Origin of the sequence: Pseudomonas sp. NFACC25, assembly GCF_900100935.1 — a bacterium.
GTDB lineage: Bacteria > Pseudomonadota > Gammaproteobacteria > Pseudomonadales > Pseudomonadaceae > Aquipseudomonas > Aquipseudomonas marginalis.
In genome coordinates this window covers 417374-437350 of the sequence record NZ_FMUC01000003.1, presented here as the reverse complement: position 1 = coordinate 437350, position 19977 = coordinate 417374, and the positions used below count along the sequence as shown (strand labels likewise).

Genomic DNA, 19977 nt, shown 5'->3' with positions numbered 1-19977 from the left:
CCAGGGCTCAATCGCGCCCACAAGACTAACGCGCGTTGCGGTCCAACCATTGTTCGGCCAAGGCCCGTGCCTTGGTGTCCGCCTCGAATACCGCGCCGAGGTCATTGACTGCCACCACGGGTTCAAGACCCAGGACGTCCTCGATGATACTCGCGATCTGCGGAAAGCGGATGCGCCGTTCGAGAAACGCCGCCACGGCCACTTCATTCGCCGCGTTGAGCATCGCCGGCGCGCTGTTACCTGCCTCCGCCGCCTCACGCGCCAGACGCAGGCACGGAAAACGTTGCTCGTCCGGCGCCTCGAAGTCCAAGCGGGCAATGGCAAACAGGTCCAGTGGCGCCACACCGGAATCGATTCGCTCCGGCCAGGCCAGGGCATTGGCGATCGGGGTGCGCATATCCGGATTACCCAATTGGGCCAATACCGAGCCATCCACATAGTCGACCAGTGAATGAATCACACTTTGCGGGTGAATCACCACCTCGACCTGATCCGGTCGCGCATCGAACAACCAGCACGCCTCGATCAACTCCAGGCCTTTATTCATCATGCTTGCCGAGTCGACGGAGATCTTGCGCCCCATCGACCAGTTAGGATGAGCGCACGCCTGGTCCGGAGACACCTGCTCCAACTCCCCCAAGGGAGTTTGCCGGAAAGGACCACCCGACGCGGTCAGCAGAATCCGACGCACACCCACCTGGCCCAGGCCACGAGCAAAGTCGCCGGGCATGCATTGGAAGATCGCATTGTGTTCACTGTCGAGGGGCAGCAATACGGCGCCGCTCTTGCGCACCGCCTGCATGAAGAGCGCGCCGGACATCACCAGCGCTTCTTTGTTGGCCAGCAGGATCTTCTTGCCCGCATCCACGGCAGCCAAGGTCGGGCGCAAGCCGGCCGCACCGACGATAGCGGCCACCACTGTATCCACCTCGGCATCGGCCGAGACCTGGCACAACCCCTCCTCCCCTACCAATACCTGAGTGGCCAGCCCGGCAGCCCGCAGGTCATCCTGCAGGCTCCGTGCCGCCGAACGCCCGGGCACCACGGCAAAGCGCGGCACGTGGCGCACGCACAGTGCCAGCAGTTCGCTGAGGCGGGTGAACCCGGTCAAGGCAAACACTTGATAGCGGTCAGGATGACGAGCGATCACATCCAGGGTGCTCAACCCTACCGAGCCGGTTGCACCCAGCACGGTCACTTGTTGCAGGCGGCTCACGAAGCGGTCATCCACAACAGCACGGCAAAGATCGGGATGGCTGCGGTAAGGCTATCGATACGATCCAGCACCCCGCCATGACCCGGCAGCAGGTTGCTGCTGTCCTTGATCCCGGCCTGGCGCTTGAACATGCTTTCGGTGAGATCACCGACCACCGAGATAAATACGACGATGGCCGTGCCCAGCAGGGCCAGGAAGATCTCCTTCGCCGACCAGTCGCGCACCAAACCCACTACAAGCGTGATCACCAGCGTCAACGCCAGGCCGCCATACACGCCTTCCCAACTCTTGCCCGGACTGACTGCCGGCGCCAGCTTGCGCTTGCCGAAGGCCCGGCCAGAGAAGTAGGCGCCGATGTCTGCGCCCCAGACCAGCACCATCACCGCCATGATCAGCCAGTTACCCATGGGCGAATTCTTGACCTCCACCAGCCCTTGCCAGGCAGGCAACAGAATCAACAAGCCAATCACCAGCTTGCTGGCGACACTGGACCACTGGCCACTGCTGCGCGGAAAAGTCAGCACCAGGTAGGTCGCAAGCGCCCACCACAGCACCGCCGCCCCCAACACCCAAGGCACGATAATGCTCGACAGGGTGTGCATCAGAAACAGCAGCACCGCCACCACAAGGGCATACACCACACGCGGCAACTGCGCATTGAAACCTGCCAATCGCGCCCACTCCCAGGCACCCAGGGTTACCACCAGGCCGATAAACAGCGCAAAGCCGGAGCCATCCAGCAGGAAAAACCCGCACAAGGCAATCGGCAACAGTATCAGTGCGGTGATGATTCGTTGTTTAAGCATTTAAACCCGGGCTCCAGCTTCGATCTGCTCACTCGTTTTACCGAAGCGACGCTGACGGGAAGCGAAATCGGCCAGCGCAGTGCGCATGGCATCGTGTTTGAAGTCCGGCCAGAACAGGTCGGAGAAGTACAACTCGGTATAGGCCAATTGCCATAAGAGGAAATTGCTGATGCGATGCTCACCACCGGTACGGATACACAAGTCAGGCAACGGCAGGTCGCCGGTCACCAGGCAGGTCTGTAACAGTTCAGGCGTGATGTCGTCCGGCCTCAGATGACCGGCCTGCACTTCGCGGGCCAGTCGCTGCGCAGCCTGGGCAATATCCCACTGGCCACCGTAGTTGGCCGCGATTTGCAGCACAAAGCGGTCAGTGCCGGCAGTGATCGCCTCGGCTTCACGCATGGCCGCCTGCAGTTCCGGGTGAAAGCGCGAGCGGTCGCCGATGATGCGCAGGCTGATGTTGTTGTCATTCAGGCGCTTGGCCTCACGACGCAGGGCCTTGAAGAACAGATCCATCAAGGCACTGACTTCTTCGGCGGGCCGCTGCCAGTTTTCACTGGAGAACGCGAACAGGGTCAATACCTCGACCTTGGCCTCGGCACACACCTCGATCACGGCCCGCACCGCATCGACACCCGCCTTATGCCCGGCGACACCCGGCATAAAGCGTTTCTTCGCCCAGCGATTATTCCCATCCATGATGATCGCGACATGGCGCGGCACCACGGAGGGCACAGTCTGCTTGGTCTTTTCCATGAAGGCGTCCTGACCCCTTATACGGCCATCAGGTCCTTTTCTTTTTCGTCGGTTGCCTGGGTGATCTTCGCCTCGGCTTCCTTGGTCAGCTTGTCGATATCGGCGACGGCACGACGCTCTTCGTCTTCGCTGATTTCCTTGTCCTTGACCAGCTTCTTCAGCTCGCCCAAGGCATCACGACGAATGTTACGCACTGCAACCCGTGCATCTTCAGCCGCGCTGCGGGCCTGCTTGGTGAAGCCCTTGCGGGTTTCTTCAGTCAGGGCCGGCATGGAGATCAGCAGCAACTCACCCAGGTTGGTGGGGTTGAGGTTCAGGCCGGCGCTCTGGATGGCCTTGTCGACTGCCGCGAGCATGTTGCGCTCGAAGGCCACGACCTGCAGGGTGCGCGAATCCTTTACGGTAACGTTGGCCACGCCGCTCAGCGGGGTATCAGTGCCGTAATAAGGCACCATCACGCTGCCCAGGATGCTCGGGTGCGCCTTGCCGGTACGAATCTGGCCGAATGCGTGGCTCAGAGACTCCAGGGATTTCTGCATACGCGCTTGGGCGTCTTTCTTGATTTCGTTGATCATTGTTGGCCTTCCTCGATCAGAGTCCCTTCCGCGCCGCCGTGTACGATATTCAGCAGGGCACCGGGCTTGTTCATGTTAAATACGCGCAGCGGCATCTTGTGGTCGCGGCACAGGCAAATAGCCGTCAGGTCCATCACGCCCAGCTTGCGATCCAGCACTTCATCGTAGGTCAGATGATCGAACTTCTCGGCATGCGGGTCTTTGAATGGGTCTGCGGTGTACACGCCATCTACCTTGGTCGCCTTGAGCACCACGTCGGCATCGATCTCGATGGCGCGCAGGCAAGCAGCCGAGTCCGTGGTGAAGAACGGGTTGCCGGTACCGGCAGCGAAGATCACCACCTCTTTGGCGTTCAGGTGGCGCATGGCTTTGCGACGATCATAGTGATCGGTCACACCCACCATGGAAATAGCCGACATCACGATAGCCGAGATATTGGCACGCTCCAGGGCGTCACGCATGGCCAGGGCGTTCATCACAGTGGCCAGCATGCCCATGTGGTCGCCGGTGACCCGATCCATGCCGGCCGCACTCAATGCCGCGCCGCGGAACAGGTTACCGCCACCGATCACCAGGCCGACCTGCACGCCGATGCCGACCAACTGGCCGACTTCCAGCGCCATGCGGTCGAGCACCTTGGGGTCGATCCCGAACTCTTCCGAGCCCATCAGGGCCTCGCCGCTAAGCTTGAGTAGAATGCGTTTATAGCGAGCCTGATAACCACTGCCCTGCTGAGCCATTGCGAATCTCTCCTGCGGCGTATTTTTAAAAAATTCTTGGCGAGCCGTTTACGGCTTGCGTTCACTCTAGCTGGACGCTCTCACAGCGCCATCGGAACACGGCTTTGTAAGCCAGTTCCGAGGGTAAGCCAAATTAAATCGGCCTGCCCATTTGAAAAGAGGCTGCGCGCGTGAGCGGGCAGCCTCTTTCGGGCGACAGTTAAAAACTGTCTTATTGCTTGGCGGCAGCCAGCTGGGCAGCAACTTCTTCAGCGAAGTTGTCGACCGGCTTCTCGATGCCTTCGCCTACCTTGAAGTAAGTGAAGGAAACGATTTCAGCACCGGCTTTCTTGGCCAGTTCGCCAACCTTGATTTCAGGGTTCTTGACGAACGCCTGCTCAACCAGGCTTGCCTCAGCCAGGAACTTGCTGATACGGCCCTTGACCATGTTCTCAACAATGTTTTCTGGCTTGCCTTTGATTTTTTCTTCGTTCAGCTGCAGGAACACAGCTTTTTCACGCTCGATCGCTTCGGCAGAAACTTCCGAAGGCAGCAGGAACTCAGGGTTGCTGGCCGCTACGTGCATAGCGATGTCTTTGGCCAGCTCAACGTTGCCGCCCTTCAGGACCACTGCAACGCCGATCTTGTTGCCGTGCAGGTAACCACCGACGACATCACCTTCAACGCGCACCAGGCGACGGATGTTGACGTTTTCGCCAACCTTGCCGACCAGTACCAGGCGATCAGCTTCTTGAGCGGCGATCAGCGGAGCGACGTCAGTCAGCTTGTCGGCGAACGCTTTTTCAACGCTGGCAGCAACAAATGCCTTGAAGTCGTCCTGCAGGGCCAGGAAGTCGGTCTGGGAGTTCACTTCCAGCAGAACAGCAGATTTGCCGTCTTCTTTCAGAGCGATAGCACCTTCAGCAGCCACGTTGCCTGCTTTCTTGGCAGCCTTGATGGCGCCGGAAGCACGCATGTCATCAATGGCTTTTTCGATGTCGCCGTCAGCCTTTTCCAGGGCTTTCTTGCAATCCATCATGCCTTCGCCGGTACGCTCACGCAGTTCTTTAACCAACGCTGCAGTAATTGCTGCCATTTTCAAATTCCTCTTGGATAGGTTTTCAACCATTCCACCCGATCGAACGGGGGATCAATTCTTCCCGAACCACCCTTGTTAGCCGCTGCACGTTACAGGTGATGTAGCTGCGCTGCTGACAAATGGTTTTCGAGGTGGCAAAAAGGGGGCCAAGCCCCCTTTTTGCTTACTGAGTCAACGCCAGGGCGTCAATTACTCAGCTGCGGCTACCGGAGCTTCTTCAACGAACTGCTCGGTGCCACCAGCAACGTGGTTGCGACCACGGATGACAGCGTCAGCCATCGAACCCATGTACAGCTGGATGGCGCGGATGGCGTCATCGTTGCCTGGGATGATGTAGTCAACGCCTTCCGGGCTGCTGTTGGTATCGACTACGCCGATAACAGGGATGCCCAGCTTGTTGGCTTCGGTGATCGCGATGCGCTCGTGATCAACGTCGATAACGAACAGTGCGTCAGGCAGACCGCCCATGTCCTTGATGCCACCCAGGGAACGATCGAGCTTTTCCAGGTCACGAGTGCGCATCAGCGCTTCTTTCTTGGTCAGCTTGGCGAAAGTACCGTCTTCGGCCTGCACTTCAAGGTCACGCAGACGCTTGATGGAAGCACGGATGGTTTTGAAGTTGGTCAGCATGCCGCCCAACCAGCGGTGATCGACGTACGGCGAACCGCAACGTGCTGCTTCTTCAGCAACGATCTTGCCAGCGGAACGCTTGGTGCCGACGAACAGGATCTTGTTTTTGCCCTGGGCCAGGCGCTCTACGAAAGTCAGAGCTTCGTTGAACATTGGCAGGGTTTTTTCAAGGTTGATGATGTGGATCTTGTTACGCGCGCCGAAAATGTATTTACCCATTTTCGGGTTCCAGTAACGGGTCTGGTGACCGAAGTGCACACCGGCCTTCAGCATATCGCGCATGTTGACTTGGGACATGATAGTTCCTTAATAAGTCGGGTTTGGCCTCCACGTATCCCAATGACCAACCAGCGGCATCAAGGCCTCCGGCACCCAGGTCATCGTGTCGACACGTGTGTGGATTTAAGCTTTTCGGGGTATCCCCGGAAAGCGGCGCATTTTATACCACACGAAGGGCGAAAACGAAACACGCAATCACATTTGGCCTGGGCGACGTGTACGCAAGCCTTTGAATAGAGCCGATATAACCCCATCTGATAGAGAGAAGCGATCGTCGGGGGCTCATGATTTGCCGCCCGCGTCTGTTAGAATCGCGTTTTTTGGCGCTTGTGCGAATTCTGCAACCTTTTGTCGCACGCCCGTAAACCGTATTGATTTCAGCGCATCGCGCTAGAGAGAGCCTGTATGACCGTTAGTTTGAAAACCGCCGAAGACATCGCCGGCATGCGCATTGCCGGCAAACTGGCTGCCGATGTGCTGGAAATGATTGCCGAGCACGTCAAGCCCGGCGTTACCACGGAAACCCTGAACCAGATCTGCCACGACTATATAGTCAATGTGCAGGGCGCCATTCCTGCGCCGCTGAACTACAAGGGCTTCCCCAAGTCGATCTGTACTTCGGTCAATCACGTGGTCTGCCACGGGATTCCGGGCGACAAGCCGTTGAAGGACGGCGACACCCTGAACATCGACGTCACCGTGATCAAGGACCGCTACTTCGGCGACACCAGCCGCATGTTCCACGTCGGCACCGTGCCGGTGTGGGCCGAGCGCCTGTCCCAGGTCACCCAGGAATGCATGTACAAGGCCATCGAGATCGTCAAGCCTGGCTGCCGCCTGGGCGACATCGGTGAAGTGATCCAGAAGCACGCCGAAAAGAACGGTTTCTCGGTAGTGCGCGAATTCTGCGGTCACGGTATCGGTACGGTCTTCCACGAAGAACCGCAGATCCTGCACTACGGCCGCGCCGGCACCGGCATGGAGCTCAAGGCAGGCATGACCTTTACCATCGAGCCGATGATCAACCAGGGCAAGGCCGACACCAAGGTGCTGGGCGACGGCTGGACCGCCATCACCAAGGACCGCAAGCTCTCGGCCCAGTGGGAACATACCCTGCTGGTCACCGAGACCGGCTACGAGATCTTCACCCTGCGCGCCGACGACACGATCCCACGCGTTTCGGCGTGAAGGGCTGCCAAGGTTTTCCCAAACTGTGTTGTGACTGACTGATAGATAGAAAGGAAAGCCGATCAATGCCCCAGGTGGATCCCGAACTCTTCGATCGTGGCCAGTTCCAGGCCGAGCTGGCACTGAAGGCGAGCCCCATCGCCGCATTCAAAAAGGCGATCCGCCAGGCCCGCGAGGTGCTCGACGAGCGCTTTCGCAGCGGCCGGGACATCCGCCGGCTGATCGAAGACCGCGCCTGGTTCGTCGATAACATCCTGCAAAAGGCCTGGGAACAGTTCAGCTGGAGCGAAGACGCCGATATTGCCCTGGTAGCGGTCGGCGGCTACGGTCGTGGCGAGCTGCACCCGTACTCCGACATCGACCTGCTGATCCTGCTGGACAGCGCCGACCATGAGATCTTTCGCGATTCCATCGAGCGCTTTCTGACACTGCTGTGGGACATCGGCCTGGAAGTCGGCCAGAGCGTGCGCTCGGTGGATGAGTGCGCCGAAGAGGCCCGCGCCGACCTGACCGTCATCACCAACCTGATGGAAAGCCGCACCATCGCCGGCCCCGAGCGCCTGCGCCAGCGCATGCTCGAAGTCACCAGCACCGCGCACATGTGGCCGAGCAAGGATTTCTTCCTGGCCAAGCGTGCGGAGCAGAAGGCCCGGCACCACAAGTACAACGACACCGAATACAACCTCGAACCCAACGTCAAAGGCTCGCCGGGCGGGTTGCGCGACATCCAGACGATTCTGTGGGTCGCACGTCGCCAATACGGCACCCTGAACCTGCGCGCCCTGGCCGGAGAAGGCTTCCTGGTGGAGAGCGAAAACGCCCTGCTGGCATCGTCCCAGGAATTCCTGTGGAAAGTGCGCTACGCCCTGCACATGCTCGCCGGGCGCTCCGAAGATCGCCTGCTGTTCGACCACCAGCGCTCCATCGCCACCCTGCTGGGGTTTGAAGGCGAAGACGCGAAGACCAGCATCGAAAGCTTCATGCAGCAGTACTACCGGGTGGTCATGAGCATTGCCCAGCTCAGCGACCTGATCATCCAGCATTTCGAAGAAGTGATCCTCGCTCCGGAAGACGAAGCACCGCCGCAGCCGATCAATTCGCGCTTCCAACTGCACGACGGCTATATCGAGGCACGCAACGACAACGTGTTCCGCCGCACTCCGTTCGCCATGCTGGAAATCTTCGTGCTGATGGCCCAGCAGCCGGAAATCAAGGGCGTACGCGCCGACACCATCCGCCTGCTGCGGGAAAACCGTCACCTGATCGACGATGACTTTCGCAACGACATTCGCAACACCAGCCTGTTTATCGAGCTGTTCAAGTGCAAGATCGGCATCCACCGCAACCTGCGGCGCATGAACCGCTATGGCATCCTCGGGCGTTACCTGCCGGAGTTCGGGTTTATCGTCGGGCAGATGCAGCACGACCTGTTCCACATCTACACCGTGGACGCCCACACCCTCAACCTGATCAAGCACCTGCGCAAGTTGCAGTACACCCAGGTGTCAGAGAAATTCCCGCTGGCCAGCAAGCTCATGGCCAAGCTGCCCAAACCGGAGTTGATCTACCTGGCCGGCCTGTACCACGACATCGGCAAGGGCCGGCATGGCGATCACTCGGAAATCGGCGCAGTCGATGCCGAGGCGTTCTGCCAACGCCACCAGCTGCCGTTGTGGGACAGCCGCCTGATCGTGTGGCTGGTGCAGAACCACCTGGTAATGTCGACCACGGCCCAGCGCAAGGACTTGTCCGACCCGCAGGTGATCCACGACTTCGCCGGGATTGTCGGCGATGAAACCCGCCTCGACTACCTGTACGTGCTGACCGTTTCCGACATCAACGCCACCAACCCGACCCTGTGGAATTCCTGGCGCGCCAGCCTGTTGCGCCAGCTCTACACCGAGACCAAGCGCGCGCTGCGCCGTGGCCTGGAAAACCCGGTGGACCGCGAAGAGCAGATCCGCCGCACCCAAAGCGCCGCCCTGGACATCCTGGTGCGCGGCGGCAACGACCCGGACGACGTCGAGCAACTGTGGTCGCAATTGGGGGACGATTACTTCCTGCGCCACACCGCCGGCGATGTGGCCTGGCACAGTGACGCGATCCTGCAGCAGCCGGCCGATGGCGGCCCGCTGGTGTTGATCAAGGAAACCACCCAGCGCGAATTCGAAGGTGGCACGCAGATCTTCATCTATGCGCCCGACCAGCACGACTTCTTCGCCGTGACCGTGGCGGCCATGGACCAGCTCAACCTGAACATCCACGACGCACGGGTGATCACCTCCAGCAGCCAGTTCACCCTCGACACCTATATCGTGCTCGACACCGAAGGCGAGTCCATCGGCGATAACCCGGCGCGGGTGAAAAAGATCCGCGAAGGCCTGACCGAAGCCCTGCGTAACCCCGACGACTACCCGACGATCATCCAGCGCCGGGTACCGCGTCAGCTCAAGCACTTTGCCTTTGCGCCCCAGGTGACCATTTCCAACGATGCACAGCGCCCGGTGACCGTGCTGGAACTCAGCGCACCGGACAGGCCAGGCCTGCTGGCACGAATCGGCGGCATTTTCCTGGAATTCGATTTGTCACTGCAGAACGCCAAGATTGCGACCCTCGGCGAGCGCGTGGAGGACGTGTTCTTTATTACCGATGCCGATAACCAGCCGCTGTCCGACCCGGAGCTGTGCCTGCGCTTGCAGGCGGCGATCGTGCAGCAGCTGAGCGTGCCCCAGGAACCCGGTGTCGAGCTGACGCGCCTGACGATTTGATACCAGGAGCGGCCTACCGCTCCCCTCCCAGTTTTTAACGCCTTGCACGAGATCCACCGATGAACAACGCCCTGAACCAGCTCCAGCCCTACCCGTTCGAAAAGCTGCGCGCCCTGCTGGGCAGCGTCACGCCGAACCCGGACAAGCGCCCGATCGCGTTGTCCATCGGCGAACCCAAGCACAAATCGCCGCAGTTCGTTGCCGATGCCCTGGCCAACAACCTCGACCAGATGGCGGTCTACCCCACCACCCTGGGCATCCCGGCCCTGCGGGAGGCCATCGGTGCCTGGTGCGAACGCCGCTTCGACGTACCCAAGGGCTGGCTGGATCCGGCGCGCACTATCCTGCCGGTCAACGGCACCCGTGAAGCGCTGTTCGCCTTCACCCAGACCGTGGTCAACCGAGGCGACGACGCGCTGGTGGTCAGCCCGAACCCCTTCTACCAGATCTACGAAGGCGCCGCGTTCCTGGCCGGGGCCAAGCCGCATTACCTGCCATGCCTGGATGAAAACGGCTTCAACCCGGATTTCGACGCGGTATCGCCGGACATCTGGAAACGCTGCCAGATCCTGTTCCTGTGCTCCCCCGGCAACCCGACCGGTGCACTGATCCCGGTCGACACCCTGAAAAAACTCATCGCCCTGGCCGACGAATATGACTTCGTTATCGCCGCCGACGAGTGCTACAGCGAACTGTACTTCGACGAACAAACCCCGCCACCGGGCCTGCTCAGCGCGTGCGTCGAGCTGGGTCGCCAGGACTTCAAGCGTTGCGTGGTGTTCCACAGCCTGTCCAAGCGTTCCAATCTGCCAGGCCTGCGCTCCGGCTTTGTCGCGGGCGACGCCGAGATCCTCAAGGGTTTCCTGCTGTACCGCACTTACCATGGCTGTGCGATGCCGGTGCAAACCCAGCTGGCAAGCATCGCGGCCTGGCAGGACGAGGCCCATGTGCAGGCCAACCGCGACCTGTACCGCGAGAAGTTTGATGCCGTGCTGGCAATCCTCAAGCCGGTGCTGGACGTACAGGCCCCGGACGGCGGCTTCTACCTGTGGCCGAATGTGCAAGGCGATGATGCCGCGTTCTGCCGCGATTTGTTCGTGGAGGAACACGTGACCGTGGTGCCGGGCTCTTACCTGTCCCGGGAAGTGGATGGCGTCAACCCCGGGGCTGGCCGTGTGCGCCTGGCGCTGGTTGCACCGCTGGCCGAGTGTGTGGAAGCGGCCGAGCGGATTCGGGCTTTCATTCAGCGTCGTCGATAGGCAACCGGGTCATTTCATCTGGCCCAGATTCGCCTCACTCATATCCAGCTCCGCCAACACTTCCCTCAAAACGTCATCACCAATTTGGTGATGACGGCTCAAGCTGTACAACTCCAAGCGTTGCGCACGCAGGGCCTTGAGCCGCAGTTTTCGCTCGAGCAGGTCCATCTGCATCGCGAGCGCCTGGGCTTCGGCTGAGTCGTTGAACACTTCCAACTGATGGCGGTATTCCGACATCAGCCGTGCCTTTAGCTCCGTAGCCAGCGCCGCCTGGGCGGCGTCGGACGTTTCCGAGTCTAAGGGCTCTTCCGCCTCCAGTGCGTGAATCGCTGCCACGGCGGTTTTTTTCCAGGCCTCGCGCACTTCGTTATGGCGCTTTTCGTCCGGACTTTTTTCAACGCCCCGCAAGAGCAGCGGCAGGGCGATGCAGGCGGCGATCAGCGACAGCAGGATCACACCCGCTGCGATAAAGATCAGCAGGTCGCGCTCGGGGAAATCCTGGCCTGGCACCAACAGCAATGGCACCGACATTACACCGGCCAGGGTCACCGCACCGCGCACACCGCCCACGGTCAACAGCCAGCAGGAACGCGCAGTGGGCACCAGGGTCAACTCACTTTTCCCACGCAGTCGCCGGAGCAAACCCGATAGGCGCCAGATGCTCTGCACCCAGATAAAACGCAGCACCACCAACACCAGGAAAATCGCAATCACATCCAGGCAGCGATACAACAAGGTGGGCCACAGCGTCGGCTCATGACTGGCCACGGCCTTGATGATGTCCGGCAATTGCAGGCCCAGCAGCAGGAAGATCAGGCCATTGAAGGCAAACTCCAGCAATGACCAGACACTGCGATTGAGCAGGCGCGTGCTGGTCTGGCGAGGCAGCAGGTCGAGCCAGCTTTGCATCATGCCCGCCGCGACCGCCGACAAGATGCCCGAGGCGCCGAGGCGTTCGGCCAACACGTAGGCCGCAAACGGCAGCAGCAACATGAACACCACATGCGTTGCCGGATCATCCCAGCCCCGGGCAATCATCCAGGCGCGCAGGCGGCCGACCAGCCAACTCAGCGCCACCCCCACCGCCAGGCCGCCCAAGGCCACCAAGACAAAGGTCAGGCTGGCATCGGCCAACGAGAACACACCGGTCAACGCGGCCGCCAAGGCGAACTTGAAGGTCACCAGGCCCGAGGCGTCATTCATCAACGCTTCGCCCTGGAGCATATGCATCAGCGGCGTCGGCAAGCGGTTCTGGGCAATTGCCGACACGGCCACGGCATCGGTCGGCGACAACACGGCCGCGAGGGCGAAGGCCACCGGCAGCGGGATCGTCGGCAATAGCCAATGAATGAAGTAGCCGGCACCGACTACGGTGAACAGCACCAACCCGACGGCGAGTGTCAGGATCGGCCCACGCAGGCGCCACAATTCGCGCTTGGGCATGCGCCAGCCATCGGAGAACAGCAGCGGTGGCAGGAACAGAAACAGGAACAACTCCGGATCCAGCGCCACGTGCAGCCCCAGCGTGGGCCAGGCCAGCAAGGCGCCGGCGGCAATCTGCACCAGGGGTAACGGCAGGGGGATGACACGTCCGACCAGACGCGAAACGCTGACCAGCATCAGCAGGATAAGAACGGTGTAGGCGGTTTGCATAACGCGGGTTTCCCGGACGATCGGCTTGCAACGACACACATCAGGCAACAACTGGCCGTTGAAGTGCCATATTACCCGGCTATCTTACCGGCCTATGCTGCGCGCTGGCTTTTGCACAAAAGTCGCACGCTGCTGACGAGCGGCACCCAAAATCTCTGGGCGTGGCATAATCCGTGACCTTTCATTTTCATTGGCACTTGCATCAGTAAAGCAGGGGGGGCAATTCCTTGACCGCTTCAAGCAAAACGTTGCACCTTTTCGGCATCAAAGCCTGCGACACCATGAAAAAGGCGCGCACCTGGCTCGACGAGCACGCGGTGAGCTATGAGTTCCACGACTACAAAACGGCCGGTATCGACCGCGAACACTTGACCCAATGGTGCAACGAGCACGGTTGGCAGGTGGTTTTGAACCGTGCGGGCACCACCTTTCGCAAACTCGAAGACGAACGCAAAGCCGATCTCGATCAGTCGAAAGCCATTGAATTGATGCTCGCACAACCTTCGATGATCAAGCGCCCGGTGCTTGATCTCGGTGACAGAACCCTGATTGGCTTCAAGCCAGATAGTTATTCGGCGGCCCTCAAGTAGGCCAGCCCTTCCATTTTTGTAGAGGTAACAGCATGTCCAATTCCCTGTTCAGCCTGGGCTTCGGCGTCGGCACTCAGAACCGCCAAGGTGCTTGGCTGGAAGTGTTTTACGCACAACCCCTGCTCAACCCGTCGGCTGAAATCGTTGCCGCCATCGCGCCGATCCTCGGCTACAGCGAAGGCAACCAGGCGATCACCTTCACCGTAGCCCAGGCCCTGCAACTGGCTGACGCGCTCAAAGGCGTCGACGCCACCCAGGCCGCCCTGCTGAGCCGCCTGGCCGAAAGCCACACGCCGCTGGTCGCCACCTTGCTGGCCGAAGACGCCGCACTGACGTCCACCCCGGAGGCCTACCTCAAGCTGCACCTGCTGTCCCATCGCCTGGTCAAGCCGCATGGCCTGAGCCTCGCTGGTGTGTTCCCGCAACTGCCGAACGTGGCGTGGACCAGCCAGGGCGCGATCGACATCAACGAGTTGGCCGAACGCCAACTGGAAGCCCGCCTGCGTGGCGAGTTGCTGGAAGTGTTCTCGGTGGACAAGTTCCCGAAAATGACCGACTACGTGGTGCCGAGCGGCGTGCGTATCGCGGATGCCGCGCGTATCCGCCTGGGTGCCTACGTGGGCGAAGGCACCACCGTGATGCATGAAGGTTTCGTCAACTTCAACGCCGGCACCGAAGGCCCGGGCATGATCGAAGGCCGTGTATCGGCTGGCGTGTTCGTCGGCAAGGGCTCGGACCTGGGCGGCGGTTGCTCGACCATGGGCACCCTGTCGGGCGGCGGCAACATCGTGATCAAGGTCGGCGAAGGCTGCCTGATCGGCGCCAACGCCGGTATCGGTATCCCATTGGGCGACCGCAACACCGTGGAGTCGGGCCTGTACGTCACCGCCGGCACCAAGGTTGCGCTGCTGGACGAGTCGAACCAACTGGTCAAGGTGGTCAAGGCCCGTGAGCTGGCCGGCCAACCCGACCTGCTGTTCCGCCGTAACTCCGAGACCGGTGCCGTGGAGTGCAAAACCCACAAATCGGCCATCGAACTGAACGAAGCGCTGCACGCTCACAACTAAGCAGCCACTCGATGCCACTGGCGGGCCCCGACCCTGGGGCCCGCTTATACGAGTCTTGAACACCATGCTTGTGCCCTCCCCCTGGCGCGCCGACTTTCCGGCCATCGCCACCCTGCAACGGCAAGACCAGACTTATCTGGACAACGCCGCGACGACGCAAAAACCCCAGGCCCTGTTGGATGCCATCAGCCATTACTACGCCAATGGCGCCGCCAATGTGCACCGCGCCCAGCATTTGCCGGGTGCCCATGCGACCCAGGCCTTCGAGGACAGTCGCAGCAAGGTTGTGCAGTGGTTGAATGCAGGTGACAGCGGGCAAATCGTGTTCACCCACGGCGCGACGTCAGCGCTGAACCTCCTGGCTTATGGCCTTGAGCACTTATTCAATGCGGGCGATGAGATTGTCATCAGCGCCCTGGAACACCACGCCAACCTGTTGCCGTGGCAGCAACTGGCCAAGCGTCGCGCGCTCACGCTGGTGGTATTGCCTCTCGGCGATGACGGCGTGATCGACCTGCAAGCCGCCGCCGAGTCGATCGGCCCGCGTACGCGCCTGCTGGCGATGAGCCAACTGTCCAACGTCCTTGGCACCTGGCAGCCGTTGCCGGCCTTGCTGGCGCTGGCCCAGGCCCACGGCGCGCTGACCGTGGTCGATGGCGCCCAAGGCATCGTCCACGGCCGCCACGACGTGCAGGCCCTGGGCTGCGACTTCTATGTATTTTCCAGCCACAAGCTGTACGGTCCGGACGGCGTCGGCGTGCTCTATGGCCGCAACGAGGCCCTGCATCACCTGCGCCATTGGCAATTTGGTGGCGAGATGGTGCAACAGGCTGAGTACCAAAGCGCGAGCTTTCGCCCGGCACCGCTGGGCTTCGAGGCCGGCACCCCGCCGATCGCCGGTGTGATCGGCCTGGGCGCGTCCCTTGACTACCTGAGTTCGCTGGATCAGCACGCGGTGCTCGCCCATGAAGCGGCCCTGCATGACTACCTGTTGCGCGGGCTGAACGCGCGCAATGGCGTCCGTGTGCTGGGGTCGCCGCAGGCGGCGCTGGTCAGTTTTGTGGTCGAGGGCGTGCACAATGCCGACCTCGCGCACCTGCTGACCGAGCAAGGCATTGCCGTACGCGCCGGCCATCACTGCGCGATGCCGCTGCTCAAGGCGATGCACTTGTCGGGGGCGATCCGTGTCTCCCTGGCGCTGTATAACGACTCCGATGACCTGGAACGCTTCTTTGAAGCGCTGGACCAGGCGCTGGATATGTTGCGATGAGCCTGCCGGTGGACGCGCAGGCTGCATTGGAAACCTTTCACTCAATCGGCAGTTGGGAGCAACGCGCTCGAATGCTGATGCAGTGGGGTGAGCGCCTGCCCGTATTGGCGGACGAGGAGAAGGTCGATGCCAACCTGGTGCAGGGCTGTGAGAGCCTGGTGTGGTTGGTGGGGCGCTTGCACGATGGCCACTGGCAGTTCGCCGCGAGCAGCGATGCGCGGATGATTCGTGGCTTGGTGGCATTGCTGCTGGCACGGGTCAATGGGTTGTCGACGGACGAGTTGCAGGCGGTCGACTTGCCGGATTGGTTCAATCAGCTGGGGCTTTCCCGTCAACTGTCGCCGTCGCGCAGCAATGGGCTGAATGCAGTCCTGCAGCGCATGCGCGAACTCAGTCATACCCACATTTGAACCGTGTAACGTTCTGAGACTCAGGCGGGCTTGACCCGCTCCGAGGGCCTACGCACCCCGGCCACAATCTTGTCCACCGCCTTGGTCGCCGCGACCATGCCGAAAGTCGCCGTCACCATCATCACCGCGCCAAACCCGCCGGCGCAGTCCAGCTTCACCCCATCACCGACAAAACTCTTCTGCAGGCAGATGCTGCCATCCGGCTTGGGGTAGCGCAGTTGCTCGGTGGAAAACACGCACGGCACGCTGTAATGGCGGGTCACGGTGCGGGAAAAGCCGTAGTCACGGCGCAAGGTGGAGCGCACTTTCGACGCCAAGGGGTCATTAAAGGTGCGGTTCAGGTCGCAGACCTGGATCAGCGTCGGGTCGATCTGCCCACCGGCGCCACCGGTGGTGATGATCTGGATCTTGCGGCGCTTGCACCAGGCAATCAGCGCGGCCTTGGCATTGACGGCGTCGATGCAGTCGATCACGCAATCGATGTTGGGCGTGATGTACTCGGCCATGGTGTCGCGGGTGACGAAATCCGCCACCGCATGCACCGTGCAATCCGGGTTGATCGCGCGCAGGCGCTCGGCCATCACCTCGACCTTGGGCTTGCCCACGGTGCTGTCCAAGGCGTGCAACTGGCGGTTGCTGTTGCTGACGCAGACGTCGTCCAGGTCGAACAGCGAAATCTCGCCCACTCCGCAACGGGCCATGGCTTCCGCCGCCCAGGAGCCGACGCCGCCGACGCCGACGATCGCCACATGGGCCGCTTTCAAGCGCTCCAGGCCTTCAATGCCATACAAGCGGGCGACGCCTGCAAACCGCGGATCTTCTGTACTCATGACCATTACCCCAAAAACCGGCGCGCATTATAGGACTACGCAGCGACAAGTTTTAAGCTACAAGCTACAAGTTAAGAACTTAGATGTACTTTCGCTGCCCAATGTCCGGTTTTTCTCGGCTTGCTGTACGGTCAGGGAAAGGCCGGTGTAGGATGCGCGCCGTTCGGTGCAGGCCGACACCTCTTTTCGTTCCACACCCTTTGGAACCCGACATAACCATGGCATCGCGTAAATTTGGACTCAACCTGGTGATAGTGCTGGCAATTGCCGCGCTGTTCACCGGCTTCTGGGCGCTGATCAACCGCCCGGTCACTGCTCCCAACTGGCCCGAGCAGATCTCCGGTTTTTCCTACTCGCCGTTCCAGCAAGGCCAGTACCCGCAGAAAAACCAGTACCCCACCGACGAGCAGATGCGTCGCGATCTGGAGATCATGAGCAAGCTGACGGATAACATCCGCACCTACTCGGTCGACGGCACGCTGGGGGACATTCCCAAGCTGGCCGAAGAGTTCGGCCTGCGCGTAACCCTGGGGATCTGGATCAGCCCGGACCTGGAGCGTAACGAGCGCGAAGTCCAGCGCGCCATCGAGATCGCCAACAGCTCGCGCAGTGTCGTGCGGGTTGTGGTCGGTAACGAGGCGCTGTTCCGTGAAGAGATCACCCCTGAAGCGCTGATTGTGCTGCTGGACCGAGTGCGCGCCGCCGTGAAAGTCCCGGTGACGACCTCCGAGCAATGGCATATCTGGGAAAAGAACCCGCAACTGGCCAAGCACGTCGACCTGATCGCCGCGCACATCCTGCCGTTCTGGGAATACATCCCGATGGACAAGGCCGGCCAGTACGTACTCGACCGCGCCAGGGACCTGAAGAAACTGTTCCCGAAAAAGCCGCTGCTGTTGTCGGAAGTGGGCTGGCCAAGTAACGGCCGTATGCGCGGCGGGAATGAAACGTCCCCCGCAGACCAGGCCATTTACCTGCGTACGCTGGTGAACAAGCTGAACCGCCAGGGCTACAACTACTTCGTGATCGAGGCCTTCGACCAGCCGTGGAAGGTCAGCGACGAAGGCTCGGCCGGCGCGTATTGGGGCGTCTACAACGCCGCGCGCCAGCAGAAATTCAACTTCGAAGGGCCGGTGGTGGCAATCCCGCAGTGGCGCGTCCTGGCGATCGGCTCGGTGGTGCTCGCCTTGCTGTCCCTGACCCTGCTGATGATCGACGGCTCATCCCTGCGCCAGCGTGGCCGCACCTTCCTGACCTTTATCGCGTTCCTCTGCGGTTCCGTACTGGTGTGGATCGGCTACGACTACAGCCAGCAATACAGCACCTGGTTCAGCGTGACCGTCGGCATCTTGTTGGCCCTGGGTGCACTGGGCGTATTCATTGTGTTGCTGACCGAAGCCCACGAACTGGCGGAAGCGGTATGGACCCACAAGCGCCGGCGTGAATTCCTGCCGGTGGAAGGGGAATCGGACTACCGCCCGAAAGTGTCGATCCATGTGCCGTGCTACAACGAGCCGCCAGAGATGGTCAAACAGACCCTCGACGCCCTGGCCGCCCTCGATTACCCGGACTACGAAGTCCTGATCATCGACAACAACACCAAGGACCCGGCGGTATGGGAACCGGTGCGCGACTACTGCGAAACCCTGGGCCCGCGCTTCAAGTTTTTCCACGTCGCCCCCCTGGCCGGTTTCAAGGGCGGTGCACTGAACTACCTGATCCCGCACACCGCCAAGGATGCCGAAGTGATCGCGGTGATCGACTCGGACTACTGTGTGTCGCCGAACTGGCTCAAGCACATGGTGCCGCACTTCGCCGACCCGAAAATCGCCGTGGTGCAGTCGCCGCAGGACTACCGCGACCAGAACGAAAGCACCTTCAAGAAGCTCTGCTACGCCGAATACAAAGGCTTCTTCCATATCGGCATGGTCACCCGTAACGACCGCGACGCGATCATCCAGCACGGCACCATGACCATGACCCGTCGCTCGGTGCTCGAGGAACTGGGCTGGGCCGACTGGTGCATCTGCGAAGACGCCGAACTCGGCCTGCGGGTATTCGAGAAAGGCCTGTCGGCGGCGTACTACCACGACAGCTACGGCAAGGGCCTGATGCCGGATACCTTTATCGACTTCAAGAAACAGCGTTTCCGCTGGGCCTATGGCGCGATCCAGATCATCAAGCGCCACACCGCCAGCCTGCTGCGCGGCAAGGACACCGAGCTGACCCGTGGCCAGCGCTACCACTTCCTCGCGGGCTGGTTGCCGTGGGTGGCGGACGGCATGAACATCTTCTTCACCGTCGGCGCGCTGTTGTGGTCGGCGGCGATGATCATCGTGCCGACGCGGGTCGACCCGCCGCTGTTGATTTTCGCGATCCCGCCGTTGGCGTTGTTCGTGTTCAAGGTGGGCAAGATCATCTTCCTCTACCGCCGCGCGGTAGGTGTGAACCTCAAGGATGCATTCTGCGCCGCCCTGGCTGGCCTGGCGTTGTCCCACACCATTGCCAAGGCGGTGCTGTATGGCTTCTTCACCACCAGCATTCCATTCTTTCGTACCCCGAAAAACGCGGATAACCACGGCTTCTGGGTAGCGATTTCCGAAGCCCGCGAAGAAATGTTCATCATGCTGCTGTTGTGGGGCGCGGCACTGGGGATCTACCTGGTGCAGGGCCTGCCGAGCAACGACATACGTTTCTGGGTGGTGATGCTGCTGGTGCAATCGCTGCCGTATGTGGCGGCGTTGATCATGGCGTTCCTGTCGTCGCTGCCGAAACCGGCCGTGGCACCTGAGCCTGCACCTGTGGCTTAAAAACTTGCGCAATGCACTAAACGGCGGCCTCTGGCCGCCGTTTTGCTATAAG

17 protein-coding genes are annotated in these 19977 nt (G+C 61.0%); 8 read left to right on the top strand and 9 right to left on the bottom strand.

The window, feature by feature from the left end; genetic code table 11:
- Positions 1-25: 25 nt before the first annotated feature.
- From ispC to rpsB, 7 genes are all read right to left on the bottom strand, one after another.
- Entirely contained in the window at positions 26-1216 is a 1191-nt protein-coding gene (gene ispC / locus BLQ09_RS09705; protein ID WP_027604476.1) for a 1-deoxy-D-xylulose-5-phosphate reductoisomerase, read from the bottom strand.
- Positions 1213-2022 (bottom strand): phosphatidate cytidylyltransferase, encoded by an 810-nt coding sequence (locus BLQ09_RS09700; RefSeq protein WP_027604477.1) that lies wholly within the window; start codon positions 2020-2022, stop codon positions 1213-1215. Before BLQ09_RS09700 ends, ispC begins: the two co-directional genes overlap by 4 nt.
- Positions 2023-2778, bottom strand: coding sequence for a polyprenyl diphosphate synthase (gene uppS / locus BLQ09_RS09695; protein WP_027604478.1), 756 nt, complete (start codon positions 2776-2778; stop codon positions 2023-2025).
- Positions 2779-2795: 17 nt separating this feature from the next.
- Positions 2796-3353 (bottom strand): ribosome recycling factor, encoded by a 558-nt coding sequence (gene frr / locus BLQ09_RS09690; RefSeq protein WP_027604479.1) that lies wholly within the window; start codon positions 3351-3353, stop codon positions 2796-2798.
- Entirely contained in the window at positions 3350-4093 is a 744-nt protein-coding gene (gene pyrH, locus BLQ09_RS09685; RefSeq protein ID WP_003172271.1) for a UMP kinase, read from the bottom strand. Before pyrH ends, frr begins: the two co-directional genes overlap by 4 nt.
- A gap of 211 nt (positions 4094-4304) precedes the next feature.
- Positions 4305-5168 (bottom strand): translation elongation factor Ts, encoded by an 864-nt coding sequence (gene tsf, locus BLQ09_RS09680; protein ID WP_027604480.1) that lies wholly within the window; start codon positions 5166-5168, stop codon positions 4305-4307.
- A 192-nt stretch (positions 5169-5360) separates the two neighbouring features.
- On the bottom strand, positions 5361-6098 hold the full coding sequence (gene rpsB, locus BLQ09_RS09675) for a 30S ribosomal protein S2 (RefSeq protein WP_003219330.1): 738 nt from the start codon (positions 6096-6098) through the stop codon (positions 5361-5363).
- Between the two features lie 387 nt (positions 6099-6485).
- Here rpsB and map point away from each other — a divergent pair, with 387 nt between their 5' ends.
- The 3 genes from map to dapC all read left to right on the top strand — a co-directional run bounded on the left by map (position 6486) and on the right by dapC (position 11295).
- A complete protein-coding gene (map, locus tag BLQ09_RS09670) occupies positions 6486-7268 on the top strand; it encodes a type I methionyl aminopeptidase (RefSeq protein ID WP_012722594.1) in 783 nt (260 codons plus the stop codon).
- A gap of 65 nt (positions 7269-7333) precedes the next feature.
- Positions 7334-10036, top strand: a complete 2703-nt coding sequence (locus BLQ09_RS09665) for a [protein-PII] uridylyltransferase (protein ID WP_027604481.1) — start codon at positions 7334-7336, stop codon at positions 10034-10036.
- 59 nt (positions 10037-10095) lie between these two features.
- A complete protein-coding gene (gene dapC / locus BLQ09_RS09660) occupies positions 10096-11295 on the top strand; it encodes a succinyldiaminopimelate transaminase (protein WP_027604482.1) in 1200 nt (399 codons plus the stop codon).
- A gap of 9 nt (positions 11296-11304) precedes the next feature.
- On the opposite strand, the gene BLQ09_RS09655 is transcribed toward dapC, so the two are convergent.
- Positions 11305-12948, bottom strand: coding sequence for a Na+/H+ antiporter (locus BLQ09_RS09655; protein ID WP_065948797.1), 1644 nt, complete (start codon positions 12946-12948; stop codon positions 11305-11307).
- Positions 12949-13229: 281 nt separating this feature from the next.
- Between BLQ09_RS09655 and BLQ09_RS09650 the strand changes: the two genes are divergently transcribed.
- The 4 genes from BLQ09_RS09650 (at position 13230) to BLQ09_RS09635 (ending at position 16285) form a co-directional block, all read left to right on the top strand.
- Positions 13230-13538: an arsenate reductase gene (locus BLQ09_RS09650; protein ID WP_231982825.1), complete on the top strand. Its 309-nt coding sequence runs from the start codon at positions 13230-13232 to the stop codon at positions 13536-13538.
- A 32-nt stretch (positions 13539-13570) separates the two neighbouring features.
- Positions 13571-14605 carry a 2,3,4,5-tetrahydropyridine-2,6-dicarboxylate N-succinyltransferase gene (dapD, locus tag BLQ09_RS09645; protein WP_027604485.1) on the top strand — a complete coding sequence of 345 codons (1035 nt, stop codon included), beginning with the start codon at positions 13571-13573 and terminating at the stop codon, positions 14603-14605.
- A 64-nt stretch (positions 14606-14669) separates the two neighbouring features.
- On the top strand, positions 14670-15875 hold the full coding sequence (locus BLQ09_RS09640; protein WP_092356455.1) for an aminotransferase class V-fold PLP-dependent enzyme: 1206 nt from the start codon (positions 14670-14672) through the stop codon (positions 15873-15875).
- On the top strand, positions 15872-16285 hold the full coding sequence (locus BLQ09_RS09635) for a SufE family protein (RefSeq protein ID WP_027604487.1): 414 nt from the start codon (positions 15872-15874) through the stop codon (positions 16283-16285). Before BLQ09_RS09640 ends, BLQ09_RS09635 begins: the two co-directional genes overlap by 4 nt.
- A gap of 20 nt (positions 16286-16305) precedes the next feature.
- Here the strand turns inward: BLQ09_RS09635 and tcdA are convergent, their stop codons facing one another.
- Entirely contained in the window at positions 16306-17115 is an 810-nt protein-coding gene (gene tcdA, locus BLQ09_RS09630; RefSeq protein WP_027604488.1) for a tRNA cyclic N6-threonylcarbamoyladenosine(37) synthase TcdA, read from the bottom strand.
- A 218-nt stretch (positions 17116-17333) separates the two neighbouring features.
- Here tcdA and BLQ09_RS09625 point away from each other — a divergent pair, with 218 nt between their 5' ends.
- Positions 17334-19925: a glycosyltransferase gene (locus tag BLQ09_RS09625; RefSeq protein WP_027604489.1), complete on the top strand. Its 2592-nt coding sequence runs from the start codon at positions 17334-17336 to the stop codon at positions 19923-19925.
- Positions 19926-19977 lie beyond the last annotated feature (52 nt).